24 protein-coding genes are annotated in these 26,393 nt (G+C 72.2%); 3 read left to right on the plus strand and 21 right to left on the minus strand.

Annotated elements, in window-relative coordinates; all coding sequences use genetic code 11:
• Positions 1 to 252 precede the first annotated feature (252 nt).
• The gene (locus tag ACTRO_RS11515; RefSeq protein ID WP_211244197.1) at positions 253 to 2,163 is read left to right on the plus strand and encodes a sigma-70 family RNA polymerase sigma factor; all 1,911 of its coding nucleotides are present in this window, start codon (positions 253 to 255) and stop codon (positions 2,161 to 2,163) included.
• 9 nt (positions 2,164 to 2,172) lie between these two features.
• Here ACTRO_RS11515 and ACTRO_RS11520 read toward each other — a convergent pair whose 3' ends face one another.
• On the minus strand, positions 2,173 to 2,898 hold the full coding sequence (locus ACTRO_RS11520; protein WP_051450666.1) for a dienelactone hydrolase family protein: 726 nt from the start codon (positions 2,896 to 2,898) through the stop codon (positions 2,173 to 2,175).
• 93 nt (positions 2,899 to 2,991) lie between these two features.
• Positions 2,992 to 3,825: a class II glutamine amidotransferase gene (locus ACTRO_RS11525; RefSeq protein WP_034263160.1), complete on the minus strand. Its 834-nt coding sequence runs from the start codon at positions 3,823 to 3,825 to the stop codon at positions 2,992 to 2,994.
• A gap of 102 nt (positions 3,826 to 3,927) precedes the next feature.
• Between ACTRO_RS11525 and hypF the strand changes: the two genes are divergently transcribed.
• Positions 3,928 to 6,261 carry a carbamoyltransferase HypF gene (gene hypF / locus ACTRO_RS11530; protein ID WP_034263162.1) on the plus strand — a complete coding sequence of 778 codons (2,334 nt, stop codon included), beginning with the start codon at positions 3,928 to 3,930 and terminating at the stop codon, positions 6,259 to 6,261.
• Here the strand turns inward: hypF and ACTRO_RS51390 are convergent.
• The 17 genes from ACTRO_RS51390 to ACTRO_RS11610 form a co-directional block, all read right to left on the minus strand.
• Complete coding sequence (locus ACTRO_RS51390; protein WP_425394857.1) at positions 6,248 to 6,352, minus strand: DUF6893 family small protein; 105 nt, start codon at positions 6,350 to 6,352, stop codon at positions 6,248 to 6,250. The two genes, hypF and ACTRO_RS51390, sit on opposite strands and share 14 nt — an antisense overlap.
• Before the next feature lie 30 nt (positions 6,353 to 6,382).
• Positions 6,383 to 6,592 carry a hypothetical protein gene (locus tag ACTRO_RS11535; protein WP_034263163.1) on the minus strand — a complete coding sequence of 70 codons (210 nt, stop codon included), beginning with the start codon at positions 6,590 to 6,592 and terminating at the stop codon, positions 6,383 to 6,385.
• Positions 6,585 to 7,229 (minus strand): DUF5947 family protein, encoded by a 645-nt coding sequence (locus tag ACTRO_RS11540; RefSeq protein WP_034263164.1) that lies wholly within the window; start codon positions 7,227 to 7,229, stop codon positions 6,585 to 6,587. Before ACTRO_RS11540 ends, ACTRO_RS11535 begins: the two co-directional genes overlap by 8 nt.
• Positions 7,226 to 7,813 (minus strand): NifU family protein, encoded by a 588-nt coding sequence (locus ACTRO_RS11545; protein WP_051450667.1) that lies wholly within the window; start codon positions 7,811 to 7,813, stop codon positions 7,226 to 7,228. Before ACTRO_RS11545 ends, ACTRO_RS11540 begins: the two co-directional genes overlap by 4 nt.
• A complete protein-coding gene (locus ACTRO_RS11550) occupies positions 7,806 to 9,599 on the minus strand; it encodes a nickel-dependent hydrogenase large subunit (RefSeq protein WP_034263166.1) in 1,794 nt (597 codons plus the stop codon). The genes ACTRO_RS11545 and ACTRO_RS11550 overlap by 8 nt, the downstream gene beginning before the upstream one ends.
• On the minus strand, positions 9,596 to 10,714 hold the full coding sequence (locus ACTRO_RS11555; protein ID WP_051450668.1) for an NADH-quinone oxidoreductase subunit B family protein: 1,119 nt from the start codon (positions 10,712 to 10,714) through the stop codon (positions 9,596 to 9,598). Before ACTRO_RS11555 ends, ACTRO_RS11550 begins: the two co-directional genes overlap by 4 nt.
• A gap of 51 nt (positions 10,715 to 10,765) precedes the next feature.
• Complete coding sequence (locus ACTRO_RS11560) at positions 10,766 to 11,359, minus strand: hydrogenase maturation protease (RefSeq protein ID WP_034263168.1); 594 nt, start codon at positions 11,357 to 11,359, stop codon at positions 10,766 to 10,768.
• A complete protein-coding gene (locus tag ACTRO_RS11565; protein ID WP_211244198.1) occupies positions 11,356 to 12,741 on the minus strand; it encodes a hypothetical protein in 1,386 nt (461 codons plus the stop codon). Before ACTRO_RS11565 ends, ACTRO_RS11560 begins: the two co-directional genes overlap by 4 nt.
• Complete coding sequence (gene hypB / locus ACTRO_RS11570; protein ID WP_063627972.1) at positions 12,738 to 13,526, minus strand: hydrogenase nickel incorporation protein HypB; 789 nt, start codon at positions 13,524 to 13,526, stop codon at positions 12,738 to 12,740. The genes ACTRO_RS11565 and hypB overlap by 4 nt, the downstream gene beginning before the upstream one ends.
• A 1-nt stretch (position 13,527) precedes the next feature.
• Entirely contained in the window at positions 13,528 to 13,860 is a 333-nt protein-coding gene (locus ACTRO_RS11575; protein WP_034263169.1) for a hydrogenase maturation nickel metallochaperone HypA/HybF, read from the minus strand.
• 2 nt (positions 13,861 to 13,862) lie between these two features.
• Entirely contained in the window at positions 13,863 to 14,963 is a 1,101-nt protein-coding gene (gene hypE, locus ACTRO_RS11580; RefSeq protein WP_034263170.1) for a hydrogenase expression/formation protein HypE, read from the minus strand.
• Complete coding sequence (hypD, locus tag ACTRO_RS11585) at positions 14,960 to 16,090, minus strand: hydrogenase formation protein HypD (RefSeq protein ID WP_034263171.1); 1,131 nt, start codon at positions 16,088 to 16,090, stop codon at positions 14,960 to 14,962. Before hypD ends, hypE begins: the two co-directional genes overlap by 4 nt.
• Positions 16,091 to 16,104: 14 nt before the next feature.
• Complete coding sequence (locus tag ACTRO_RS11590) at positions 16,105 to 16,374, minus strand: HypC/HybG/HupF family hydrogenase formation chaperone (protein WP_034263173.1); 270 nt, start codon at positions 16,372 to 16,374, stop codon at positions 16,105 to 16,107.
• Positions 16,374 to 17,078: a D-sedoheptulose-7-phosphate isomerase gene (locus ACTRO_RS11595; protein ID WP_034263174.1), complete on the minus strand. Its 705-nt coding sequence runs from the start codon at positions 17,076 to 17,078 to the stop codon at positions 16,374 to 16,376. Before ACTRO_RS11595 ends, ACTRO_RS11590 begins: the two co-directional genes overlap by 1 nt.
• Positions 17,075 to 17,281, minus strand: a complete 207-nt coding sequence (locus ACTRO_RS11600; RefSeq protein ID WP_034263175.1) for a HypC/HybG/HupF family hydrogenase formation chaperone — start codon at positions 17,279 to 17,281, stop codon at positions 17,075 to 17,077. The genes ACTRO_RS11595 and ACTRO_RS11600 overlap by 4 nt, the downstream gene beginning before the upstream one ends.
• Complete coding sequence (locus ACTRO_RS11605) at positions 17,278 to 17,898, minus strand: SIS domain-containing protein (RefSeq protein WP_034274336.1); 621 nt, start codon at positions 17,896 to 17,898, stop codon at positions 17,278 to 17,280. The genes ACTRO_RS11600 and ACTRO_RS11605 overlap by 4 nt, the downstream gene beginning before the upstream one ends.
• A 135-nt stretch (positions 17,899 to 18,033) precedes the next feature.
• Positions 18,034 to 18,405 (minus strand): STAS domain-containing protein, encoded by a 372-nt coding sequence (locus ACTRO_RS11610; protein ID WP_051450669.1) that lies wholly within the window; start codon positions 18,403 to 18,405, stop codon positions 18,034 to 18,036.
• 319 nt (positions 18,406 to 18,724) lie between these two features.
• On the opposite strand from ACTRO_RS11610, the gene ctaD reads away from it, so the two are divergent.
• The gene (gene ctaD, locus ACTRO_RS11615) at positions 18,725 to 20,458 is read left to right on the plus strand and encodes an aa3-type cytochrome oxidase subunit I (RefSeq protein WP_034263176.1); all 1,734 of its coding nucleotides are present in this window, start codon (positions 18,725 to 18,727) and stop codon (positions 20,456 to 20,458) included.
• A gap of 92 nt (positions 20,459 to 20,550) precedes the next feature.
• Here the strand turns inward: ctaD and ACTRO_RS11620 are convergent, their stop codons facing one another.
• Both ACTRO_RS11620 and ACTRO_RS11625 read right to left on the minus strand, forming a co-directional pair.
• Positions 20,551 to 21,411, minus strand: a complete 861-nt coding sequence (locus tag ACTRO_RS11620) for an NAD(P)-dependent oxidoreductase (protein WP_034263177.1) — start codon at positions 21,409 to 21,411, stop codon at positions 20,551 to 20,553.
• Entirely contained in the window at positions 21,408 to 26,105 is a 4,698-nt protein-coding gene (locus tag ACTRO_RS11625; RefSeq protein WP_051450670.1) for a cation-translocating P-type ATPase, read from the minus strand. Before ACTRO_RS11625 ends, ACTRO_RS11620 begins: the two co-directional genes overlap by 4 nt.
• Between the last annotated feature and the right edge of the window lie 288 nt (positions 26,106 to 26,393).

The following is a 26,393-nucleotide window of genomic DNA, read 5'->3' on the forward strand; positions in this document are numbered from 1 at the left end:
GCGGAGCCGGACCTGCCGGAGCCGGGCACCGATGACCGATCCGCAGGGGAAGCTAAGCGGAGGCGAACTCCGGATAGTCGGAGCATAACACAAGCGGAGTCGCTTCTCCGTTTACGGGATTCCACCCGCCCCGGCACACCTCCGTGCGCCCTGGCCGGAGATTTTCGGTAATCCTGGGGCGCACGCGCCGGTCTCCTGTGCACCAGCGGGGCGAGAGCCCGAAGACCGCGCCCCACGACCGGAAGAGGAACCATGTCGATGTCAGTCCGGCAGGAAGACCCCGCGCCCGAACTCGTCTCGGCCGCGCGCGCCGGCGACCCGCGCGCGCTCGACGCCCTGGTCTCGGCGTCGCTTCCGCTGGTCTACAACCTGGTGGGCCGGGCGCTGCGCGGCCACGCGGACGTGGACGACGTCGTGCAGGAGACGATGCTGCGGGTGGTGCGCCGGATCGGGGACCTGGAGCGGCCGGAGTCCTACCGGTCCTGGCTGGTGGCGATCGCGTTGCGCCAGGCCCGGGACCAGGGCGCACGGCAGCGGGTGGCCACGGCGCGCACGACGCGTTCCGAGCCGGGGCGCGAGCACGCCGACCGGGACTCGGACTTCGCCTCCGTCACGGTGCTGCGACTCGGGCTGACCGAGCAGCGGCGCGACGTGGCCGAGGCGACGCGCTGGCTGGACCCGGAGGACCGCGAGCTGCTCTCGCTGTGGTGGCTGGAGGAGAGCGGGCACCTCGCCCGGCCCGAGCTCGCCCACGCGCTGGGCCTGTCCGCGCCGCACGCGGCGGTGCGGGTGCACCGGATGAAGCAGCAGCTTGATACCGCGCGCTCGGTGGTCCGCGCGCTGCGGGACGTCGGCCGCTGCGAAGCGCTCGGCGAGCTGGCGGCTGGCTGGGACGGCACACCGAATCCCTTGTGGCGCAAGCGTTTCGCCCGGCACGTGCGCGACTGCGCGGTGTGCTCGGCACGGGACCGCGCGCTGGTGCCCGTGGCGAGCCTGCTGCGCGGGCTTCCGCTGGTGCCGCTGCCGCCGACGCTGCTGGCGGCCGCTGCTCACGGCAGTGCGAGCGGCCACGTCGCGCAGCCCGCGCGCACCGGCCACGGCGGGCGGCGGGCCAGGCCGCGGCGCTCGGGCCCGAAGTCGCTCGCGTCGAGCCATCCGGCGCTGATCACGAGCGTCGCCGTGGTCGCCGTGGCGGTGGCCGCGTACGCGGTGATCCCCAACGCCCACCCGGCGACGACGCCGACGGCGGGCACGCAGCAGGCCTCGGGGATCGGGCTCTCCTCGCCCAGCCCGTCCGCCGAGCCGACGGACACGGTGACGGCGAGCGCGAGCCCTGCTGCCTCGGCGTCGCCGTCCGCCAGTCCGAGCAAAGCGGCGCGCACCTCCGCGGCGGCCGTGGTCGTTCCGGCGACGAGCGCGCAGACGAGTTCACGCAAGGGCGTCGGCGTCTGGACCTTCACCGGCCAGAACCAGGCCCTGGCCGAGTCCGGCGCCTCCTGGTTCTACACGTGGTCAACCAGCGCTCAGGGCATATCCGCCCCGCACGCCGGCTTCGTGCCGATGATCTGGGGCAGCAGCAGCGTCACCGCCGGCGCGCTCGCCCAGGCGAAGCAGACCACGAGTTGCGGCTGCGTCCTCGGCTTCAACGAGCCGGACAACGGCGGCCAGTCGAACATGACGCCGGCTCAGGCGCTCGCGCTCTGGCCGCAACTGCAGTCGACCGGGCTGGAACTCGGCTCCCCCGCGGTCGCGGCGGGCGGCGCCGACTCCGGCGGGTGGCTGGACCAGTTCATGTCCGGCGCCCGGCAGGACGGCTACCGTGTCGACTTCATCACGCTGCACTGGTACGGCTCCGACTTCGACCCGAGCGCCGCGACCGGACAGCTGCAGTCGTACATCGAAGCGGTCTACGCCAAGTACCACCTGCCGATCTGGCTCACCGAGTTCGCGCTGATCAGCTTCTCCGGCGGCGAGCAGTATCCGAGCGAGTCGGTGCAGGCGGCGTTCCTGACCCAGGCCACGGCGATGCTCGACAAGCTCTCCTACGTCAAGCGCTACGCCTGGTTCGGCCTGCCCGCGACCAGCGCGCTGCCGAACACCGGGCTGTTCCAAGCCGGGCCGGTGATCACTCCGGTCGGCGCGGCGTTCGAGGCGGCGCAGTGAGCGCGGGTGCTAGCCGATGCCCGGCGTGGCGGCCGAGAGGAACGCGCTGGCCGTTTCGAAGGACTCCTCGTCGGCCGTGCGGTCGTAGTCCACGCCCGGTATCTCGCCGGGCACCGCGTGCTGGTGGGTGAAGCCGTGCACCGCGGTGCCGTACATCGCCAGCCGCCAGTCCGCCTCGGCCTTGATCATCTCCTCGGAGAACGCGGCGACGTCGGCCATCGGGACGTGCGGGTCGCGGGCGCCGTGGCAGGCCAGCACCCGGGCACGTACCGCTCCGGGCTCCGCCGGGCGGCCGGTGGCGAGCGAGCCGTGCATGCTGACCACGGCGGCGAGGTCCGCTCCGGCGCGGGCTAGGGTGAGCACGGTCATGCCGCCGAAGCAGAACCCGACCGCGGCGAAGCAGCCCGCCGACTCCGGGGCCTCGTTCAGGGCGGTGATCCCGGCGGTCGCGCGCCGGACCAGGGTGTCCGGGTCGTCGCGCAGCGCCTTGATCGCGGCCACCGTCTGCTCGCGCCCGGCGCCGGGGACGGCCGGCCCGAAGATGTCGGCGGCCAGCACGGCGTAGCCCAGGTCGGCGTAGCGCCCGGCCTGCTCGCGGGCGTGGGCGTCGAGGCCGGCGCCGCCGTGCACCAGCAGGATGCCCGGGAGCCGTCCGGCCGCCGCGTGGCACACGTGCAGATATCCGCGCAGCGGGGTGTCCCCGTCGGCGTAGGAGAGAGTGCGCTCGATGCTCATGGACGCAGGCTATCCCAGATTCCTGCGATCTATTGACACCGTATCACAATAATGTAATGTATACGAGATGTGCCGGGTCACATCCGGATCTCGCTACGGCTTGCGCGGCGAGAACTCCCTGAGCTCGTCGTCACCGTCGCGCACCACCGCGTAACACGACTCGGGCATCTCGACCCAGGCGCCGGGCAGGTCGCCGATCGGCTCGGAGACCACGAGGCGCGCGTCGTCGGACGCCTCCTGCAGGATCTCCCGGCCCGGAAACAGCTTCCGCAGTTCCGGCACGGTGCGGTTGAAGAACAGCGACCGCGACTGGCCGGCGCTGGAGTAGCGGAACGCCCACAGCGTCTCGCCGTCGCTGGTCGCGATCGTGCCCTGGAACGGGTTCTCCACGCCGCGGGCCCGGCCGAGCTGCTCCACCAGTCCGATCGCGCGGGCCACCGCGCCGGGCGGGTCCTGTTCGAGCCCGAAGGTGAGCGCGGTGTAGAAGAGCAGCTCGGAGTCGGTGGTGCCGGCGATCTCGGGGAAGAGCGACTCGTCGATCGCCAGCACCAGGTCGCGCTTGACCAGGTGGAAGCCGTCGATGAAGCCGTTGTGCATCCACAGCCGCCGGTCGTGCCGGAACGGGTGGCAGTTGGACTGCTGCACCGACGAGCCGATCGCGGCGCGCAGGTGCGCGAAGAAGAGCCGGGAGGTGACGTGGCCGCTGACCTCGCGCAGGTTCTGGTCGTTCCAGGCCGGCTCGGTGCTGCGGAAGACGCCCGGGACCGGACCGGCGTCGTCGTACCAGCCGATGCCGAAGCCGTCGCCGTTGGTCGGCTCGGCGCCCATCTTCGCGTGCAGGCTCTGGTCGATCATCGAGTGCATCGGCGTGTACAGCACGTGCGAGAGCAGCATGGGAGAGCCCGAATACGCGAGCCAGCGACACATGCCGCCACTGTGCCCAAGCCCCGGCCGCCGCGCACGCCGACACGCCGGGCCGCCGGTGCGCCGCCGCCCGGCCCGGCGGGCGCGCGCTGGCAGAATCGCGCCATGACGGCGGAGCAGCGGGAACGGCGCGTGGTCAGGGTCGAGGGCGTGGTGCAGGGGGTCGGCTTCCGGCCGTTCGTCTACGCGCTCGCCGGGCGGCTGGGGCTGGACGGGCTGGTGGGCAACGACGTCGACGGGGTCTTCATCGAGGTCGAGGGGCCCGAGCCGCGGCTGGCGCAGTTCCTCAGCGGGCTGAGGCTCGAGGCCCCGGCGCTCGCCAGCGTCGAGCGCGTGCAATGGGCGCCCGCGCCGACGACCGGCACGCCCGGCTTCAGCATCGTGGCCAGCGCCGCGCGCGGAACGCGGCCCGCGCCCATCCCGGCGGACACCGCGACCTGTGCGGACTGCCTGCGCGAGGTCGAGGACCCGGCCGATCGCCGGTTCCGGTATCCGTTCACGAACTGCACCGACTGCGGGCCGCGCTTCACCATCGTCCAAGGCGTGCCCTACGACCGGCCGCTGACGACGATGGCCGGGTTCCCGATGTGTGAAGCCTGCGCGGCCGAGTACCACGATCCTGCGGATCGGCGCTTTCACGCCCAGCCGACCTGCTGTCCCGCCTGCGGTCCACGGCTGCGCTTCGAGCGCGACGGCGCCGGGGACATGGGCGAGCCGATCGCCGCGGCCGCCCGGCTGCTGCGCGACGGCGGCGTGCTCGCGGTCAAAGGGCTCGGCGGCTACCACCTCGCTGTACTCGCCGCGGACGAGGAGGCGACTGCGCAGCTCCGACGCCGCAAGCGCCGCGAGGAGAAGCCGTTCGCGCTCATGGTCGCGGATCTCGCGCAGGCTCGGACCTTGTGCCGCGTCGATGAGGTCGGCGCGGAGTGTCTGAGCTGCCGTCAGCGTCCTGCGGTGCTGCTCGATCGCCTGCCCGAGGCGCGGGTGGCGTCGGCAGTGGCTCCGGGCAATCGGCACCTCGCGCTGATGCTGCCGTACACTGCGCTGCACCACCTGCTGCTGCGCGAAGTCGGCGAGGCGCTCGTCCTCACGAGTGGAAACGTCTCCGATGAGCCGATCGCGCACCTCGACGGGGACGCGGCCAAGCGGCTGGCCGGCATCGCCGACGCGTTCCTTGTGCACGATCGGCCGATCCAGACCCGCACCGACGACTCCGTCGTCAGGCCCCTGTTCGGCCGCCCGATGATGGTCCGCCGGTCACGCGGCTACGTCCCGGATACGGTGACCCTGCCGGTGGCGGCCGATCGCCCGATCCTGGCGTGCGGGGGCGAGTTGAAGAACACGTTCTGCCTAGCCCGGGACCGGCGCGCCGTCGTCTCGCACCACATCGGCGATCTGGAGAACCACGAGACGCTCCGCTCCTACCACCAGGGCATCGCTCATCTGCGTCGCCTGCTCGACCTCGACCCCGCCGTGATCGCCCACGACCTGCACCCGGAGTATCTGTCCACGAAGTACGCGCTCGAACTCGCCGAGGGCGACGAGCGGCTGACCCGGGTCGAGGTGCAGCACCATCACGCGCACATCGCCTCCTGCCTCGCGGACAACGGCGAGTGCGGCCCGGTGATCGGCGTCGCCTTCGACGGGCTCGGATACGGCACCGACGGCACGCTGTGGGGCGGCGAGTTTCTGCTCGCGGACCTGCGCTCGGCGCGGCGCGCGGCCCACCTCGAGCCGGTGCCGATGCCGGGAGGCACCTCGGCGATCCGGCAGCCGTGGCGGATGGCCGCCGCGTACCTCGACGCCGCGTTCGGTGACGAGGGGGCGCCGGTCGAACTCGCGGTACTGCGCCGCAACGAGGCCCGGTGGACGCAGGTCGTCGTGTTGGCGCGGGCCGGGTTGAACGCGCCGCTGACGTCGAGTGCCGGCCGCCTGTTCGACGCGGTCGGCGCGCTCCTCGGGCTGCGCGACGAGATCAGTTTCGAAGGCCAGGCCGCGATCGCGCTCGAACAGATCGCCGACCTCGATGAGCGGGGCGCCTACCTGTTACCGGTGGCCGAGCCCGCCGGAGCGGAGGAACCGCTGAGACTGCGCGGCGCGGAACTCGTGCGCGCGGCGGCGGTGGACGTGCTGGCCGGGGTCGATCCCGGCGTCATCGCAGCCCGCTTCCACCACGGCGTCGCGGACGCGATCGCACGGGTCTGCGAGCGGCTGAGCGAGGAGAACGGCGTGCGGACCGTCGCGCTGTCGGGCGGCGTGTTCCAGAACGTGCTGCTGACCACCGGCGTCGTGCGGCGGCTCGAAGGCGCCGGCCTGCGGGTGCTGACGCACCGGCAGGTGCCCGCGAACGACGGCGGGATCAGCCTGGGCCAGGCGGCCGTCGCGGCAGCGCAGGCCCGAGGGCTGATCCCGCGGGAGGGGCACCTCACATGCCTCTGATCCTGAGATAGCGCTGGAGGGTCGGGTACTCCCGCCACACCATCGCGGCGAGACCGCCGACGGCCATCATGGAGAACAACAGGCGCTTCATGACGCTTCGCTCCTTCTCTCGCCCCGGCGCTCAGCCCGGGGGCAGGTTCGGCATGACCGGCAGGATGGGGTTGTGCGCCTTCGGGTTCACCCCGGTGGACCGGCGCGAGTCCGCGGTGCCGTCGTCGTTGTGACCGACCTCCTTGTCGTACGCGCCCTTGGCGTTGCCCTGGGCCACGCCCTTGATGTGGCTGGAGGCGTCCGGTTCTACGTCGGGTTCGCCGACGCGGATTTCAGCCATGGTCCTTCCTTTCTCCGAGGTCTGCGAAGAAGCCCGCGATCGCCGGCCACACCGCGGTCCCGCCGGACAGGCCGCGCCACTCCCGGCGGATCAGCGCGACCAGGCGGTAGCAGTCGTCGATCGGGACGATCCAGTGGTCGTGCCGCCCGCGCGCGGTGTTGAGCAGCAGTGCCTGCACCTCCGGCTCCAGCGCGGCGAGCGGCGGACAGCGCTCGGTGACGCGCCGCCAGTCCGCCGCGTCCAGGTCCCAGCGGGTGGCGCCGGCCGGGCTCGGGTAGTGCGCCAGCGCCGTGCCGTCCGGGTGGGCGACGATGAAGGCCAGACCCACCGGCAGGCCGAGCTCGGCGAGCTCGTCCACCGGCAGCTCGGGCAGCTGCTCGCGCCGGGTGGGCACGAGCCGGAAGCGGCCCACCGTGCCGGGCGGGCCGGCCGCCGCCGAGGCGTCCCGCTGGAAGAGCACCGTGCACGCCGGGCAGGCGCACTGCAGCTCCCCGCTCTGCCCGTCCACCAGGTGACGATGCGTCGGGGAGAGCGCGACGCCGCACACGTCGCAGCGCTCCTCCGCCTCGTCCCGGACCGGCGGCCGGCGGATCGCCCGCGCCAGCGCGGTCGTGGCCTCGGCCGCGACGGCCGTCACGAGTTCGCGCCCGTCGTCTGCGTGGTCAGCTTGGTCAACGGCACGAAGGCGGGCGCGGCCGTGGACGGCGGGCGTTTCGCGATGACCGCGACGTCGGCCAGTTCCGGCGCGAGGTCGAGCACCGTCTGGCGCACGGCGTCGTGCATGCCCTGGGCCGTCGAGCCGCAGCCCTCGACGGTGAGCTCCACCGTGGCCACGTCGTGCTCGACGCCGCGCAGCGTGATCCGCCCGCCGCGCTCCTCGATCGCCGGGCGCAGCTGCGCGATGGCCCGCTCCACCCGGGGCTCGAGCGGCTCAGGGTGGATCTCGTGCAGCACCATCAGATGGTCGATCAGCTCGTCGCGCACCAGGGCGTCGAGCAGTTCGGGCTGCTGCGCGGCCGCGGCGTGGTCGACCGCGCGGGCCAGCGCCTCGCCGTAGATGTGGGCGAGCTCCGCGACCGCCGACAACGCCAGCTCGCCGGCCGGCCCGGGCGTCTTCTCGATCAGCTCGAGCGTCTCCTCGAGCCGGACGAGCCGGGCCCGGACCTCCTCGTCCGGCAGCCGGGAGCGGCTCACCGGATCGCGCCGCGCCGCCTCAGCCATGGTTGGCGCCGAACATCGGCGAGTGCGTCTTCTGCAGGGTGCGGCCCTTGCCGAGGTACATGTGCACGCCGCAGGGCAGACAGGGGTCGAAGCTGCGCACCGCGCGCATGATGTCGACGCCCTTGAAGTTGTCCGGCCCGTTCTCCTCGAAGATCGGCATGTCCTGCACCGCGTCCTCGTACGGGCCGGGGGTGCCGTAGCTGTCCCGCGGGCTCGCGTTCCAGGGCGTCGGCGGGTACGGGTGGTAGTTGGCGATCTTGCCGTCGCGGATGACGAGGTGGTGCGAGAGCACGCCGCGCACGGCCTCGTGGAAGCCGCAGCCGATGGCCTCCTCGGGCACCTCGAAGTCGGTGAAGGTGCGGGTGTCGCCGGAGCGCACCCGGCCGAGCGCCTCCTCGATGAAGCCGACCGCCATCGCCGCGGCGTAGGCGACGAAGTAGACCCGGGCCCGGTTGCGCTCGATCGCGTTGGACCACTTCGGGATGTGCCATTCGAGGGTCTGCTCCGGCAGCTCCCGGCTGCGCGGCAGCGAGATCTGCACGCTGCGGCCGGTCGACTTCACGTACGGGCTGTCGACCAGGCCGGCCAGCGCGGTGGTGTAGAGCCGGGCGAACGCGCCGCCGCCGGTGTCGAGCGCGAGGTGCTCGCCGCTCAGGCCGTCGTACCAGCGCGGGCTCATCACCCAGCTGTACTTGTCCTCGAAGTTGCGCTTGCCCGGCGCGGGCAGCGTGGTCTGGTTCCACGGGTGGCGCTGGTCCACCGGGTTGCCGAGCGGGTCGTGGGTGACGAACGGGTCCTCGTTGACCCAGTCGTCGTAGTAGGAGCTGCCCAGCAGGATCCGCAGGCCGAGGTTGATCTCGACCAGGTCGGTGGTCAGCAGCTTGCCGTCCACGACGATGCCGGGGGTCACGCCCATGGCCCGGCCCCACTCGGTCATGTGCTCGTACTTGTAGTCGACGATCTCCGGGTTCTGGAACGCGCCCCAGCAGCCGAGCAGCACCCGGCGGCGGCCGACCTCCTCGTACCCGGGCAGCGCCTCGTAGAAGAAGTCGAACACGTCGTCGTTGAGCGCGACGGACTTCTTGATGAAGTCGAGCACGCTGATCAGCCGGGAGAGGTAGTCGGTGAACAGGGTCGGGCTGGGCATCGTGCCGACGCCGCCGGGATACAGCGTGGAGGGGTGCACGTGCCGGCCCTCCATCAGGCAGAACATCTCCCGGGTGACCCGGCTGACCTTCAGCGCCTCCCGGTAGATCTCGCCCTCGAACGGGTTGAAGGCGCGCATGATGTCGGCGATGGTGCGGTAGCCGTGGATCGCGGCGTGCGGCGCCTGGGTGTTCTCGGCCCGGGCGAGCACGCTCGGGTTGGTGTCCTTGACCATCGCCTCGCAGTAGTCGGCGAAGACCAGGTTGTCCTGGAAGATGGTGTGGTCGAAGATGTACTCGGCCGCCTCGCCGAGGTTGATGATGTTCTCGGCCAGCGGCGGGTTGGCGATGCCGTAGGCCATGTTCTGCGCGTAGATCGAGCAGGTGGTGTGGTTGTCGCCGCAGATCCCGCAGATCCGGCTGGTGATGAAGCCCGCGTCGCGCGGGTCCTTGCCCTTCATGAACACCGAGTAGCCGCGGAAGATCGAGGAGGTGCTGTGGCACTCGGCGACCCGCTGGTTGGCGAAGTCGATCTTCGTGTAGATGCCCAGGTTGCCCACGATCCGGGTGATCGGATCCCAGGACATCTCCACGAGCTGGCCCGGCGCCGTACTCGAAGGCGCTTCGCGGGTCGCTGTCATCTGTTCGTCTCCTTGGTCGGTGTGCCTGCGGTGCCGGTGGAGCGGTTCGGGCGCCAACGCGGGTCGTAGCCGGAGGTCAGCGCGTCCTGGTTGTGCCGCCACTTGGGTTCGGCGTTCATCGTGCGGTTGGTGATGCCGCGCAGCCGGCGCACGAACATGCCGTAGGGCTTGGAGGCCATCGAGGAGAAGCCGCCGCCGGGGGGCTCGTCCAGGAACGGCATGAACTTGTCCGGGAAGCCGGGCATGGTGCAGCCGATGCAGACGCCGCCGACGTTGGGGCAGCCGCCGACGCCGTTCATCCAGCCGCGCTTGGGCACGTTGCAGTTGACCACCGGGCCCCAGCAGCCCACCTTCACCTGGCACTTGGGCGAGTTGTAGTCCTTGGCGAAGTCGGACTGCTCGTAGTACCCGGCCCGGTCGCAGCCCTCGTGCACGGTCCGGCCGAAGAGCCACTGCGGCCGCAGCTGCGCGTCCAGCGGGGGCGGCGGCGCGCTGCCGGCGGCGTGGAAGAGCGCCCAGGTGAGGGTCTCCATGAAGTTCTCCGGCTGGACCGGGCAGCCGGGCACGTTGATGATCGGCAGCGAGCCGGCCGAGCGGAAGTCCCAGCCGAGGTAGTCGGCCAGGCCCATGGAGCCGGTGGGGTTGCCGGCCATCGCGTGGATGCCGCCGTACGCGGCGCAGGTGCCGGCCGTGACCACGGCCCAGGCCTTGGGGGCGAGGTGGTCGATCCACCAGTTGAGGGTGAGCGGCTCGCCGGTGTGCTCGTCGTTGCCGAAGGAGGTCCAGTACCCCTCGCCGTTGATCCGCTCGTTCGGGATGGAGCCCTCGATCACCAGGATGAAGGGGGCGTCGAGGTCGCCGCGGGCGGCGGCGCGGAACGGGGCGAGGTAGTCCTCGCCGCCGAGCGACGGGGAGAGCACCTTGTTGTGCAGGTGCACCTTGGGCAGGCCCGGGATCAGCCCGGCCACCACGTCCTCGATGGCGGGCTGGGACGAGGCGGTGATCGAGACGGTGTCGCCGTCGCAGCTCATCCCCTCGGAGATCCAGAGGATGTGGACTTCCTCGACGCCGCGCTGCGGCTGCTCGCGCCGGTGTGTTGCCTCGGTGGCGGTCATCGCCGCTCTCCTCTGTGCTCGGACGCCAATGATTCCATCTCTAATATGCGTCTATTTATACGTGTGGGCGACCGGGGCGGCCGTCGCGACACCCAGGAGGCCGAACACCGCCTCGGCGGCCCGCTCCAGCGCCGAGGCGACCGGCTCGCTCAGGCCCATCTCCTCCTCCAGCCGGGCCGGGCGGACCCCGACCAGGCAGACCCGCTCGACCCGGCCGGGCCCGAGCCCGCCGAGGGTGCGCAGCAGGTCGAGCACCGTCTGCGGATCCATCCCGTGCGCGTCCGGGACGCCGGCGAACCGGGGCCCGGCCTCGGCCTCGGCGCCGTCCTCGGGCTGGGGCTCGACGCAGTACTCGGTTTCGGCCTCGGCGCCGTCCTCGGTCTCGGGATAGATCTCGAGCACGACGATGGTGCCGGGCGGCGCGTCCACCGGCACCGCGTCCACCAGGATCAGCGTGCTGAAACGGCCGTCGAGCAGGTCGTAGGCCAGGTGCAGGCCGCGGATGCCGTAGTCGGCGACGGTCACGCCCTCCGGCAGTTCGCGGCCGGCCAGGTGCCGGACCACGGCCACGCCGAAGCCGTCGTCGCCGAGGAAGACGTTGCCGACGCCGGCGACCAGCACGCCGCGCGGCTGATCCGCCGTCACCGCTCGCCCTCGATCCTGGTCAGCTCTTCCGGCGTGAAGTGATAGTGGCGGCCGTGCAGGTCGGCGCCGGGGTCGTCCTCGATGCTCACGGCCACGTAGCGGGTGCCGTCGACGTCGGTCAGCACGGCCTCGACCCGCGCGGTGCGGCCGATCAGGAACATGTCGTGCACGTCGGTGCCGTGCTTGCGGGGGTTGAGCCGGACCCGGCCGCCCCTGGTCACCGGGACGCCGTCGACCAGCACCCGGTCGGTCGCGGGATCGATCGCGTCGTCCGCGCCTGGCTCCCACCAGGCGCGCTCCTCCACCGGCGCCGCGGGCCGCTGCCCCCGGATCGTCCCGTGCAGCCGGCCGAGCACCTCCGGCGGCATCGTCTCGACCCGGTCGATGATCGCGGCGGCACGCGGATCGGTCGCCCGCGCCTCGCTCTTCTCCTCGTCGGTGAGGGTCAGCGTGCGCAGCGAGAGGATCTCGTCGATCTCGGTCGCGTCGAACAGGTCGCCGGGGCTCTCCGGGCTCACCCGCGGGTGATCCTCCATCAGGATCGGCGCGGAGAGCACCACGCCCCACTCGTCCGGGGCGCCCGCGAGCACGGGGAACGTGTGGATGTTGCGGCAGCCCTTCGCCGCGTCCTCGGCCCAGGCGGGCGGGTCGAGCAGGGAGACGAAGCGCCCGCCCGCCACGCCGAGCAGGCTGTGCGTGGCGATCAGCGAGGCGCCGAGCGCCTCGGCCCGCGGCGCCCCCGCACCGGGGGCAGCGGCCGCGTTGCTCACCTCGAGCCGCAGCCGGAACAGCGGCACGACCGCCTCGAGCGGCGTCGCCGACAGACTCAGCACGGCGTGCAGCGGCCGGCGGACCCGCACGATCCGGCCCGAGTCCGCGAGCTGCTCGATCTCCTCGCCGCCCGGCACCTCGATCTCGGCGAGCAGCGGAGCCTCGCGAAGGCCGGCGAGCCCGACCACGAACTCGTGCTCGCGCGGGACCGCCTCGTCGAAGGTGAGGAAGCGCACCCCTGACACGGTCAGCGCGTCGACGGGGGCGTATCCGGCCTCGGTGCGCTCCTCCACCCGGCGGTGCTGCATCTGCAGGAACCGGACGCACACCGTGATCGTGGCGGCGTCGCGCGAACGGACCTGGATCAGACACTCCGTCTGCTGCCGCCAGGCGTCGGCGGAACCGGCCACGTTCGTGTCCTGAAGCACGTCCGCCGGCAGCCACGGCTTGGGCGCCAGGACGCCGAACTGCCAGCGCATCCGGTTCTTCGCGGACGAGCGCCGGTACGGGTAGAGCAGGTAGCCCTCGTACAGGACGGCGTCGGCGACGGCCCGGGCGCCGTCGAAGCCGGCGCCGGAGGCTCCGCCGGCTGACACGGCGGCCGTGCTCACGACGCCGGCCTCTCGGCGGGCACGGTGACCGCGGCCGTCTCACCGAAGCCGGCCGGCTGCAGCAGGGACATCGAACGGGAACGCTCCTGGAGCCAGTCGTACCAGGCCTCGAGGCCGTCGCCGCGGGTCGCCGAGAGCTCGAGCACCTCGGCGTCCGGGTTCACCTGGCGGACCCGGGCGTGGAAGCCGACCGGATCGAAGTCCACGTACGGCAGCAGGTCCATCTTGTTGAGCAGCACCACGTCCGCGGTCCCGAACATGTGCGGGTACTTCAGGGGCTTGTCGACGCCCTCGGTCACCGACATCACCACCGCGCGGTGGTCCTCGCCGAGGTCGAACAGCGCCGGGCAGACGAGGTTGCCGACGTTCTCCACGAACACCAGCGCCCCGCGGGCCGGCTCCAGCGCCCGCACCGCGTCGCCGACCATCGAGGCGTCGAGGTGGCAGCCGGCCCCGGTGTTGATCTGCACGGCCGGGCAGCCGGCCGACCGGATCCGCTCGGCGTCCAGCGGCGTGGCCTGATCGCCCTCGATGACGCAGATCGGCCGCTGCCCGCGCAGATCCGCCACCGCCCGCTCGAGCAGGCTGGTCTTGCCGGAACCGGGCGAGCTCATCAGGTTCACCAGCACCACGCCGTGCCGGCGCAGCCAGTCCCGGTTCTGCTCGGCGAGGTGCTGGTTCTTCTCCAGCACCCGGTGCTCGAGGTCCTCGGTCCGCGTCGCCGCGTGCCGGTGCGGCTCGGCCGGGCCGCGCCCGCCCTCCGCGCAATCGCAGGTTCCGCACATGCTAGGCAGCCACCTCCACCGACACGATCCGCAGCTCCGCTCCGGCCAGCACCTCGATGTGGGCGCTGCCGCAGGGACACAGCGGGATCGGGTCCTCGAGTTCGAATTCGTCTGTGCAATCCCGGCAGCGCGCCCGGGCGGCCGGCTCGTCGATCTCCAGCCGGGCGCCCTCGGCCGGGGTGCCGGCCGCGGCCACGTCGAAGCAGAAGCGGACCGCGTCCGGGAGCACCCCGGAGAGCCGGCCGATCTCCAGGCGCACGCCGGCGATCCGCGCGCCGTCGAAGCGCTCGACGACGGCGTCCACCACGCTCTGGGTGATCGAGAGCTCGTGCACGGTCAGCAGATCCTCGGCAGCGGGTCGCCGACCAGCATGTCGACGATGCGGGTGCCGCCGAAGGCGGTGGAGAGCAGGACCAGGCCGGGCGGGTCGGCGGCCACCCGGCCGATCACCGCCGCCTGCTCCCCCAGCGGGTGCGCCCGCAGCGCGGCCAGCGCGTCCTGGGCCTGGTCGCCGTCGACCACCACCACGATCCGGCCTTCGCAGGCCACGTACAGCGGGTCGATGCCGAGCAGCTCGCAGGCCCCGCGCACCTCGGGCCGCACCGGCACCGCGCCCTCGTCGAGCACCACCGAGACCTCCGCGGCCATCGCGAGCTCGTTGAGCACGGTGGCGACGCCGCCGCGGGTGGCGTCGCGCATCGCGCGCACGCCCGGCACGGCCTCGAGCAGTCCGGCCACCAGGCCGGCCACCGACGCGGTGTCCGAGACCAGGTCGGCCTCGAGGTCGAGGCCGCCGCGGGCCAGCATGATCGTGATGCCGTGCTCGCCGATCGGCCCGGAGACCAGCACCGCGTCCCCGGCCCGCGCCGAGGCCAGGCTCAGCGCGCCGGGCGGGCGGCGCGGCACGCCCACGCCGGCCGTGTTGATGTAGCAGCCGTCCGCCTTGCCGCGCTGGACCACCTTCGTGTCCCCGGTGACGATCTCCACGCCGGCCTCGCGCGCCGCGGCCGCCATGGACGCGACGATCCGGTTGAGGTCGGCGATCGGGAAGCCCTCCTCCAGGATGAACCCGGCGGACAGGTAGCGCGGCACCGCCCCGGAGACGGCCAGGTCGTTGACCGTGCCGTTGACGGCGAGGTCGCCGATGTTCCCGCCCGGGAAGAAGAGCGGGCTGACCACGAAGGAGTCCGTGGTCAGGGCCACGCCGGCGTCGCCGAGGCGCAGCTGCGCGGCGTCGTCGAGCTCTTCCAGCAGGGGATTGCGGAAGGCCTCGAGGAAGATCGCCTCGATCAGCGTGTGGGTGGCCTTGCCGCCGGAGCCGTGGGCGAGGGTGACCCGCTCCTCGCGCACCCGGGCGCGGGCCCGCCGGGCCCGGTCGATCCGGTCGAGCACCTCCCGCTCGCGCGCGTCCTGCGCGGGGATGTCGGCGGACTTCATCGGCTCACCGCCGCCTCGCGCACCCGGGAACGGCTGAAGCGGCCGAAGTTGTAGTACGCGGCGCAGGCGCCCTCGGGCGAGACCATGCAGGTGCCGATCGGCGTCTCCGGGGTGCACGCGGTGCCGAAGACCTTGCACTCCCACGGTTTGAGCACGCCCTTGAGCACCTCGCCGCACTGGCACGCCTTGGGGTCGGCGACGCGGACGCCGGGCACCTCGAAGCGCTCCTCGGCGTCGAAGCGGGCGAACTCCTCGCGCAGCCGCAGCGCGGAGTGCGAGATGAAGCCGAGCCCGCGCCACTCGAAGTAGGGCCGCAGCCGCATCGTCTCGCCGATCGCCCGCAGCGCCACCGGGTTGCCCTCCCAGGGCACCACCCGGGCGTACTGGTTCTCCACCTCCGCGCGCCCCTCCCGCACCTGGACCATCAGGCGGTGGATGGACTCGAGGATGTCGAGCGGCTCGAACCCGGCCACCACCACCGGCTTGCGGTACTCGCGCGCGATGAACTCGTACGGGCGGCAGCCGATCACGGTCGAGACGTGGCCCGGGCCGAGGAAGCCGTCGAGCCGCAGGTCCGGGGAGTCGAGGATGGCCTTGATCGCCGGGACGATGGTGACGTGGTTGCAGAACACGGAGAAGTTCTCGAGCTTCTCCGCGGCCGCGCGCAGCAGCGTCATCGCGGTCGAGGGCGCGGTGGTCTCGAAGCCGATGGCCATGAACACCACCTGCCGGTCCGGGTTCTCCCGGGCCAGCCGCAGCGAGTCGAGCGGCGAGTAGACCATCCGGATGTCGGTGTCCGCGGCGTTGGAGTCGAAGAAGCTGCCGTCGCCGCCGGGCACCCGCATCATGTCGCCGAACGAGGTCATCAGCACGTCCGGCTGCCGGGCGAGGTGGATCGCGTCGTCCACCCGGCCCATCGGGATGACGCAGACCGGGCAGCCCGGGCCGTGCACCAGGGTGACCTGCTCGGGCAGGTAGTCCTCGATGCCGTGTTTGTAGATCGTGTGCGTGTGCCCGCCGCACACCTCCATGAAGGTGTAGCGCCGACCGGGCTCGCACAGCGCGGCGATCCGGGCGGCCAGCGCCCGCGCCGTCTCGGCGTCGCGGTATTCGTCGACGAAGCGCATCGCCGGTCCCGTTCCTATTCGATCGTCGAACCGGCCATGGCGGCCAGTTCGTCCTCGTACGCCTGGCCGAGGTCCTCGAGCAGCGCGAGGGTGGCCCGCGCCTCGGCCTCGTCGATGACGGACAGCGCGAAGCCGACGTGGATCAGCACCCACGCGCCGGGCTCCGGCGGCTCGGCCAGCAGTCCCAGGTTCACCGTCCGCCGGACCCCGCTCACCTCCACCTTCGCCAGCTCCGGCCGGCCGACGCCGACCTCGATCACCTCGCCCGGAATGGCCAGGCACATCAGTTGCTCCCGCGGGTCTCGGCGCGCCCGGTCGGCGCGGGGATGGGGGTGGCGGCCGGGGCGAGCGCGGCCACGGTCAGCTCCCAGAGGGCGTGGTAGAGCGTGGTCTGCGCCTCCTGCACCCGGTGCACCGAGGGCGAGGGGACGGTGAAGAGGTGGTCGAGGAACTCCAGCTCGGCCATCCGGCCGCCGTCGTACCCGGCGATGCCCACCGTCAGCAGGCCCCTGCGGGCCGCCTCCTCCAGCCCGAGCAGCAGGTTCGCCGAGTTGCCGCTGGTGGAGATGCCCACCGCGACGTCCGCGGGGCGGGCGAAGGCGGCGATCTGGCGGGAGAAGGCGACCTCGAACCCGACGTCGTTGGACAGCGCCGTGACCACCGCGACGTCGTTGGTCAGGGCGATGGCGGGCAGCGGCGGCAACCGCCCGCCCGGGTGCAGGAACAGCGTCGCGAGCTCCTGGGCGTCGGTCGAGCTGCCGCCGTTGCCGAAGGCCAGCAGCCGGCCGCCGGACGCGAAGCGCCCGGCCATCTGACGCGCGCACAGCTCGAGCCGGGCGCCGTGGGCGCGGGCGAGCTCGGCCCGCAGCTCGGTGATCTCGGCGGCCTTGGCCTCGGTGGAGCACCGGGCCGCCTCCAGCAGCGCTTCGAGCGCGCCGCCGTCCGCGTAGAGGAAGGGGTAGAGGGCCTCGAGACCGGTCGCCGTCATCTCGTCAGCTCCCTGACCATGCCGATCGCCTCGCCCGCGTGCACGAGCACGGTGTCCCCGACGCCCGCGGGCACCAGCGCCACGCTGATCGTCTCCCGGCGGCCCTCGCCGGCGTCGACCACGGCGAGGTCGTCCTCGAGCAGTTCCAGCACGGTGACGGGCAGGGCGGTGTCCGAGCAGGTGAGGCAGAATCCTTCGGTCACGGCCGCACCGCCCCGGACTCGAGCGCGCCGGGATGCTCGAGGAAGACGTGCACGAGTTCCCAGAGGATGTGATAGGCCGTCACGTGCACCTCCTTGACCACGCGCGAGTCGTCCGAGCGGGCCAGCAGCACGTGCTCGGCGGCGCCCCGGGCCACCACCGCGCCGCCGTCCCCGCCGAGCAGCGCGACCGTGAGCAGCCCCTGGCCGCGCGCGTGGATCAGGCCGCGCAGGACGTGCGCGGTGTCGCCGTCCGGGGACAGGCCGAGCGCGATGTCGCCCGGCTCGGCGAGCAGCCGCAGCTGATGGGCGAACACCTCGGCTAGCCCGTGCCGTTCGGCGACGCCGGTCAGCGTGGCCACGTCCGAGGTGAGCGAGACGGCCGGCAGCGCGCGTTTGCCGACGATGACCGGGTGCACGAACTCGACCGCGACGTGCTGCGCGTCGGTGCAGGTGCCGCCGCTGCCGAAGACGATCAGCTTGCCGCCGGCCTGGAAGCGCGCGGCCATGGCGCGGGCGGCGTCGGCGAGCGCCCGAGCCTGGTCGGCGAGGGCCCGCAGGGGGTCGGCCCGCCGCTCGAAGATCGCGCTCACCGCCGGCGCGGAGGTGTCGGCTGCCAAGGTCACGGCGGTTCCGTCCTGTCCGGGTCGAGTTCGACGGCTGGTGTTGCCAGCCCGGCCGCGGGCTAAACGGTGCTTCCGGCCGGTCGCGGCCAAGTTCATCCATTGAGAGCAATGCGACGACCTGAGCCGCCCTCAGCCGTCGTGGCGGTGGGAGGCGAGGAACCGGCGGCCGGCCTCGTTCGCGTCGTCCACGGTGGCGTGCACGTGCAGCACCTGCTCGAGCCCGCCGAGGTCGAAGACCCGGCGCACCGCGCCGGACGGGACGATCAGCAGCCTGCCGCGGCGCCGGTCGAGGTCCTGGTGGCCCTCGGCGAGCACCCGGGCGCCGGCCGAGTCGAGGAACTCGACCCCGGTCAGGTCCAGGACCAGCGGCCGGCCGGGCTCCGCGGCGCGGGCGATCGCCTCCTGCAGCCGGGGCGCGGTGGACAGGTCCACCTCGCCCGAGACCAGCAGCATCTCGGTGCCGCCGCGGTGTTCGGAGACGAGGGAGAGGTGGGTCGGCACGAGCGGATCCGTCCAGGTCAGGATTCTTCCGGCGGCTCGACGGTACCCGGCCCGGGCGGCCGGGCGCGGCAAGGCGGCCTCGGCACGCGGGCCCGGGCGCGTTCCGGAGGCGTTCCGGGCGGTGCCGGGCCACCGCGGTGTGATGAACGGTCAAACGCTGGCGTTCAGTGGCGTTTGCCATCAATAGGGTTTAAGTGCTCTAATTCCGGACATCCACCTCCGCCGATGCCCTGACGCATCGTCACGGTCGCGCGGTCCGCCACGCCGCGCGGCCGCAGCGCCACGGTCCACCGAACCACCGTCCAGCTAAGGCGTCCATGTGACTACTGTCGAGGAGCGGGAGCCGCGGGCTTCCACGGTCAAGCCGGTCCGGCCCCGCCAACCGGGGAGCGTGTTCATCAGGTGGATCACCTCCACCGACCATAAGGTGATCGGCTTCCTCTATCTGATCACCTCGTGCATCTTCTTCGGCCTCGGCGGCATCATGGCCCTGCTGATCCGCACCCAGATCGCCCGGCCCGGCCTGGACGTGCTCTCCCCCGAGCAGTACAACCAGGCCTTCACCATGCACGGCACGGTGATGCTGCTGATGTTCGCCACCCCGCTGTTCGCGGGCTTCACGAACGCGATCATGCCGTTGCAGATCGGCGCCCCCGACGTCGCCTTCCCGCGGCTGAACATGATCGCCTACTGGCTGTTCCTGTTCGGTTCGCTGATCGCCATCGGCGGGTTCCTCACCCCGCAGGGCGCGGCGGACTTCGGCTGGTTCGCGTACTCGCCGCTGTCCAACGGCGTGCACTCGCCCGGCGCCGGCGGCGACATGTGGATCATGGGCCTGGCGCTGTCCGGCTTCGGCACGATCCTCGGCTCGGTGAACTTCATCACCACCATCATCACGATGCGCATGCCGGGTATGACCATGTTCCGGATGCCGATCTTCACCTGGAACGTGCTGCTGACCTCGGTGCTCGTGCTGCTCGCCTTCCCGGTCCTGGCCGCGGCGCTGTTCGCGCTCGAGGCCGACCGCCGGCTCGGCGCGCACGTCTTCGACGCCTCCAACGGAGGACCGATCCTCTGGCAGCACCTGTTCTGGTTCTTCGGCCATCCCGAGGTCTACATCGTCGCCCTGCCGTTCTTCGGCATCATCTCGGACATCATCCCGGTCTTCAGCCGCAAGCCCGTGTTCGGATATTCGGGCCTGGTCTTCGCGACGCTCTCCATCGCGGGCCTGTCGGTGACGGTGTGGGCGCACCACATGTTCACCACCGGCGCGGTCATGCTCCCGTTCTTCGCGTTCATGACGTACCTGATCGCGGTGCCCACCGGCGTGAAGTTCTTCAACTGGGTCGGCACGATGTGGCGAGGTTCCTTATCGTTCGACACACCGCTGCTCTGGTCCGTGGGCTTCCTGGTGACGTTCCTCTTCGGCGGCCTGACCGGGGTCATGCTGGCCTCGCCCCCAATCGACTTCGCAGTGCAGGACTCATACTTCGTCATCGCCCACTTCCACTACGTACTCTTCGGCACGGTGGTATTCGCGATGTTCGGTGGGTTCTACTACTGGTGGCCGAAGTGGACCGGCAAGATGCTCGACGAAAGGCTCGGGAAGATCCACTTCTGGACACTGTTCATCGGCTTCCACACGACCTTCCTGGTCCAGCACTGGCTCGGCGCCGAGGGCATGCCCCGCCGTTACGCCACGTACCTCGCCTCGAACGGCTGGGCCACGCTCAACACCGTGTCCACGATCGGCTCCTACCTGCTCGGTCTCTCGATGTTCCCGTTCCTCTACAACGTCTGGAAGACCTCGAAGGTCGGCCGCCGGGTGACGGTCGACGACCCGTGGGGCTGGGGCCGCTCACTCGAGTGGGCCACCTCCTGCCCGCCGCCGCGGCACAACTTCAACTCGCTGCCCCGGGTCCGCTCGGAGTCCCCGGCCTTCGACCTGCACCACCCCGAGGTGGCGCTGATGGAGATCCAGAACGGCGAGCGCGGCCACGCCGCGAAGAAGGCGCTGCTGAAGGAACAGGCGCACAAGAGCCGCGACCAGTAGGCGAACGGTTCGATCGACGAAGGCCCGCGGCGCTTGAGCCGCGGGCCTTCGTGTTCCTCGCTTTCTCGTGCTCTTCGCCTTCTGATACCGGCTCAGGTGAAAGCGCGGATGACGGCGGACATGTCCAGCTCCGTCGGGTCGCCCTCGCCCTGCGCGGCGGCCTCGAAGCAGCCGAGCAGGGCGCCCATCAGCCGACCGTCGCTCTCCGCGGCGTCCGCGGCCCGCTCGATCAGGTCCGCGTCCTTCATCGCGCCGGCCAGGCTGAACGACACGGCGAAGTCCCCTTCGATCATCGACTTGCCCTTGAGCTGCGCGTAGCCGCAGTCCAGCGTTCCTCCGGCGATGGTCTGGAGGAACAGGGCCGGATCGACGCCGAGTCGTTTGGCCAGTCCGACGCTCTGGGCGGTGGCGCCGGTGACGGACAGGACCCACGCGTTGGCGGCGAGCTTGAGCCGGTGTCCGGCCCCCGGCTGGTCGCCGACCCACACCGTGCGCGAGCCGATGGCGTCGAAGACCGGGGTGACGGCGTCCCTGACCCCGCCCGGCCCGCCGGCCAGCACGATCAGCTGGCCGTTCTCGGCGGGCGCCCGCGTGCCGAGAACCGGGGCGTCGACGAACGCGACACCGCGGCTCTCGGCCGTCCTGGCCAGGTGCTCGGTCGCCTCGATCCCGACCGTCCCGCACTGCGCCCACACCGCGTGGTCCTGCAAGGTGCCGAGGATCGGAGTCATCACCTCGTCCACGGCGTTGGCGTCGAAGAGCATCGTGACGAGGACGTCGGCGTCGCGGACCGCGGACTCGGCGTCCTCGGCCACTGCGATGTCGAACGCCTCCAGCGGCCGCGCCTTCTCGACGGTACGGTTCCACACCGTCACCGTCATTCCGGCCCTGGCCAGGCTGCGGGCCATCCCCGCTCCCATCAAACCGGTGCCGAGCACCGTGACCTTCGTCATCGTCCTGCCTCCTTCGTCTCGTTCATGCGGGCTTTTGTCGGGTGCAGATGCGCGGCGATCTTCTCGATGAGGGCCGGAGCGAGCGCGCCGGCGGCGGTGGCCGTCGCCGCGGAGGCGCCGACCATCGTCCAGGCGACCGGTCCCAGCGGCGTGCAGCCGAAGAACTGGCTGACGCCGGGCGTCTCGACGACGGCGAAGAGCATGGCCGCCGAACCGACGCAGGTGGCCAGTACGAGCGGGCTGTGCCGGCTCGTGACCGCGGTCTGGCCGAGCTGCGTGATCACCAGCGCGGCGAGGCTCGCCGTGGATGCGCGACGCTCCCGGCCGGTGGCCCGCGCGGCCTGCCAGGCGAGCATCGCACCGAGCGCGGTGGCGCCGCCGCGCGCGGCGAGGTCGCGCACCAGTTCCGGGCCCCAGGTGCCGGGAACCGGGGCGGAATCCGGGCCCTGCGCGGCGCCCTCGGCGGCGGGGCGGGCCGGGGCGAGGGCGACGGCCAGCGCGGGCAGCATGTCCGTCATCATGTTGACGAGCAGGAACTGGCGGGTGCCCAGCGGCGCGCGTCCGCCGATGGCGGTGCCGAGCAGGGTGAAGGCGATCTCTCCGGCGTTGCCGCCGACCAGGATCGCCACGGCGTCGCGCACGCTGCGCCAGAGTGCGCGCCCTTCCTGCAGAGCCGCGACGATACCCACCGGGTCGGGCTCGGCCAGCACCAGGTCGGCGGCGTTGCGCGCTGGCCGGCTGCCGGCGCCGCCAAGCGCGACCCCGACGTCGGCCAGACGGATCGCGGCGGCGTCGTTGCTTCCGTCGCCGGCCATCGCCACGACGCGGCCCGCGCCTTGCAGAGCTTGGATGATGCGCACTTTGTGCTGAGGCGACACCCGCGCGAACACCGTGCTCGCGGCGATCTTCGCATCGCGCTCGGTCTTGGGCAGCCGGTCGAGTTCGGCGCCGGTGAGCACGGTCTCGGTGTCCGGGATGTCGAGCTGCCGGGCGATGGCGACGGCCGTGCGCGGGTGGTCGCCGGTGATCATGACGGTACGCACGCCCGCTTCCGTCAGCAGGCGGACTGTTTCGGCCGCGCTCGGACGCACGGTGTCGGCGATGGCGACGAAACCGAGCAGTGTCAGCTCCCTGACCTGCTCGGCCAGCTGTGCCTGCGCGTCGTCGGGGAGCTGCTGCCCGTCTAGCTCACGCCGAGCCACGGCCAGCACGCGCAATCCGTCGTCGGCGAGCTGCCGCAACGTGGCCGCGGCCTTGCTGCGACGCTCACGAGTCAGTTTCCGGTCGCCTTTCTCGGTATGCACGGTGACGCAGAGCTCGAGTACGGTCTCCGGCGCACCCTTGACTGCCAGCAGTCGGTGGCCGTCACGAGCGCACAGGCCCGCCGAATAGCCACGGGTGGTCTCGAAGGGCAGTTCAGCGACGCGCTCCCATGCGTCGGATTCAGCCGGGTGCTCCCGCGCCGCCTGCACGACGGCGATGTCCGTCGGGTGCACCAAACTGCGGGTGGCGCCTTTCTCGTCGCCGGGATCGGGGCACGCGCACGCGGCGGTGTGCAGCACGACCGCCGACCGGTCTGCCGGAAGCACCTCGTCGAATGCTGCGATGCGCGCCACCGAGAGCCGTCCCTCGGTCAGCGTGCCGGTCTTGTCGAAGCAGACGGTGTCGACCCGGCCGAGAGCTTCGAGCGCGTTGGCCGACCGCACCAGCACGCCCTTGCCGGACAGCCGACGGGCGGCGGCGAGCTGCGCGACCGTGGCCACCAGCGGAAGGCCTTCGGGCACGGCCGCAACGGCGACCGCCACCCCGGAGGCCAGCGCCTGGCGCAGCGGCACCCCGCGCACCGCGGCCAAAGCCGTCACCGCGCCGCCGCCGATCGCCGTGGCGGGCAGGGCGATCCGGGTCAGTTCGACGAGCCGCGCCTGGATTCCGGCGCGCGGCGCGCGGGCCGTCCCTGCCGCCGCGGTCGCCCGGCCGGCCTCGGTCTTCGCGCCGACGGCGCTGACGACGGCGTACCCGGTGCCGGCCACGACGACGCAGCCCTCGTACACCATGCAGGCACGTTCTGACAGGTCGGCGCCCGGCGTCGGCTCGACGGACTTGGCCACGGGCAACGATTCGCCGGTCAGTGCGGACTCGTCGACTTCGAGTTCTTCCGCGCGGATGAGCCTCGCATCGGCCGGGATGACGTCTCCCGACCGCAGCACGATCACGTCGCCCAGGCGAAGCCGCGCGGCCGGGAGGCTGCGCGTCCGAGCGTCTTCGAGCCCGTCGATCCAGTCCTCGCCCTCGTCTGCCAGGCCCAGCGGCTCCCACCGGGCCAGGCGCGCGGCCGGGCGTTCGCCGAGCATGAGGCGCCGCAGGGCTTTGCGGGCGCGCATCTGTTGTCCGGCACTGATGATCGCGTTGCCGCCCATGACTCCGGAGACGAGGAACGCGTCAATACTCGAACCCACCACGGCCGAGGCTGCGGCGCCGAGCGCCAACACCGGGGTGAGCGGATCGCGCAGCTCGTCGGCGACGGACTGTGCGAATTCACCGGACACGCGCACCGGTGTGAAGGCCGCGACGCGTGACGCCGCCGCACGGGTCGCCCGGACCGGCGCAGGAGCACGTCGCGCCGCAGCCGCCTCCCGATCGGCGTCGCGTCGACTCTGCAGAAGCCTGTTATACACATCCTGAGCAGTGAGGGCATGCCACGGAGCCCGCGAAGTTCCTTCGGGCAGATCCTGTCGACCGCATCGCAGGCCACTGTAAGCGCCCGCGAGGAGGGCGGCCATCGCGGCGCTGTGCACGGGCGACACCTGAATCCGCGGCACGCGCGTCCGCCGCCGTCCGCCGCGGACCGTGAGCAGCGCGCCGAGTGCCGCTCCGCCCAGCGCCAGCCGGCTCGACCGGCGGCTGACCGCTTTCGCTGTGGGCACCGCGTTGACGACCCGCCACGCCTCGGCCAGCCCAGGCCCGGTGATCAGGTCGCCAGACCAGCAGCTCGACGCGGCCGGTCCGGCTCCTTCTGCGGTCGGCGCCAGCACTGCCACGCCCACGTCCGCGGCCGCCAGCGCCGCCTCGTCCGCGCCGGAGACGAGCAGCACCACGCGGCCTTCATTCTGCAGACGCCTGATATGAGGGTGCAGATCCTCATTCGCAGGGAGCACGTCGTCGGCCCACTGCACCAGCTCGGCCGTGCTCGCGTCGTGGCTGAGCAGGATCCGGTCGGCGGCCTGGTGCGCGGCCTCCAGCAGAGCCTCGGCGAGCGGGTCGAGCGCGTGGCCGAGCGCCACGCGGCCACGGCGGTGGCCGGAGCGGTCGACGAGGTCGAACTCCTCGGCGCCGGGCTGCGGCTGCGGCTTCGCCTTCGCGGACCGGGGAGTCCGAAGCCTCCAGTCCTTGGCGCCCGCCTCCCGGCCTTCGGGCGCCGCGGGGGCGATGAGCTGTTCGGCGATGCGCCACACGTCCGCGTCCGTCATCTTCGTCGCGCGTCCGGCGACCTCGGCCTGCAGCACGACACGCTGCGCGGTCAACAGCGCGGCCGAGTCGATGACGACGGTGTCCACGCGGTCGAGCCGGTGCAGCGCGGTGCCGTCCATGGGCACCGCTCCGTGCCGGGTGAGGTTCCAGCCGAGCATCGCGACGTACGCGTCCCGACCCTGCCGCCCGGCCATCGGCATGGTCGTGAGCATGAGCTCGGCGGCACGTCCGGGGTCGCGGGCGAAAGCCAGCGCTCCGGCGGCCTCGAGCAGCGAGGCGAGTGCCGTCTCGTCGGCCAGCCGCTCCACCGGCCCTTCGGGCAGCGGCTGCGGCCGTTCCCCGACGTCGGGCGTCTCGTGGCCGAGTCCGACCCCGTCGCCGACCAGCTCGGGCTCCCGCCGGCGCCACACGGAGCGGCGGCCGAGCCGTTCGGTCAGGCGCAGCGCCTGGTGCACACTGTCCACGGCGAGTGGACCGGGGCCGAGGCTGGCCGCGTTGACGCCCGCGGTGCCCAGCGCGACCAGGAGCTCCGCCTGCAGGTGGCCGAGCCGGCGCTCGAGTCGCCGACGGGCCCAGGGGTGTGTGTTGGCGATCAGCAGCGGCAACCGGGCGGAGCGCGGGAGCAGCCCGACGTGCATCATCCGGCCGGCGCCGGCGAGGGCCAGCCCGGCCAGGTCGGTGGCGAGAGCGACGGCGGTGACGGCGATCGGCGTGTCGTCGGCCGGATGCTCGGGCGTCACCTCCGTCCCTGCCGCCGCGAACTCACCGTCGTCGGTGCCGTGCTGCTCTTCGACCGACTCGATCACCGAGACGATCTGGTCCAGGCCGATCGCGTCCTCGTTGAAGGCGAGCAGGACCTGCCGGGTGACGGAGTTGACCTGGGCCCAGTGCACCCCTTCGAGCCGGCCGAGCGCCTCGGTGACGTCGCCGGCCACCTTCTGATGCCGGGCACCGCGCCCGCTGAGCCCGCGCACCTCCACGTGGGCGTGCCCCGAGCGGGTCCAGACCCGGCGCACGTGCCGGCCGGCCCCGACGTCGGCCATGGCGGCGAGCACCGGCCCGGGGCGCTGGGCCGCCTGTGCCACGGCCGCCGTGCCGACAGCCCGCGCCACGGTCGCCGCGCCGGCGGCGGCGGTCCACGCCAGCCGCGCCGACTGGTACCCCGTGGCCCCGGCGTACCGGGTGGCGGAGACCAGGGCGAGCGGGCTTGCGAGCAGTCGGGGCATGCGGGCCTAGTACCCGACAGATCGGATTCAAACGACATCGCGATAGCGCCGAATGGCTTAACCGATCGCGCCACAGCCCCTCGCCGATGGGCCGCCCGGGGGACGCGCGGTCCGCGGAAGAGCCCATGGTCGGAGGCGCCCGGTTCCGGAACCCGGGCTTCCGGAGAGCGCTCTCGGACCGGTCCGGCACGCCACCTGGGTAAAGCCGGATCCAGCCCGAACCACCGTCGAAATGTCCCGCTGACGGGGATTGCGCGCCCTTGACTTCGACCTAGAGTCGGCAGAATA

This window comes from Actinospica robiniae DSM 44927 (assembly GCF_000504285.1).
Lineage (GTDB): Bacteria > Actinomycetota > Actinomycetes > Streptomycetales > Catenulisporaceae > Actinospica > Actinospica robiniae.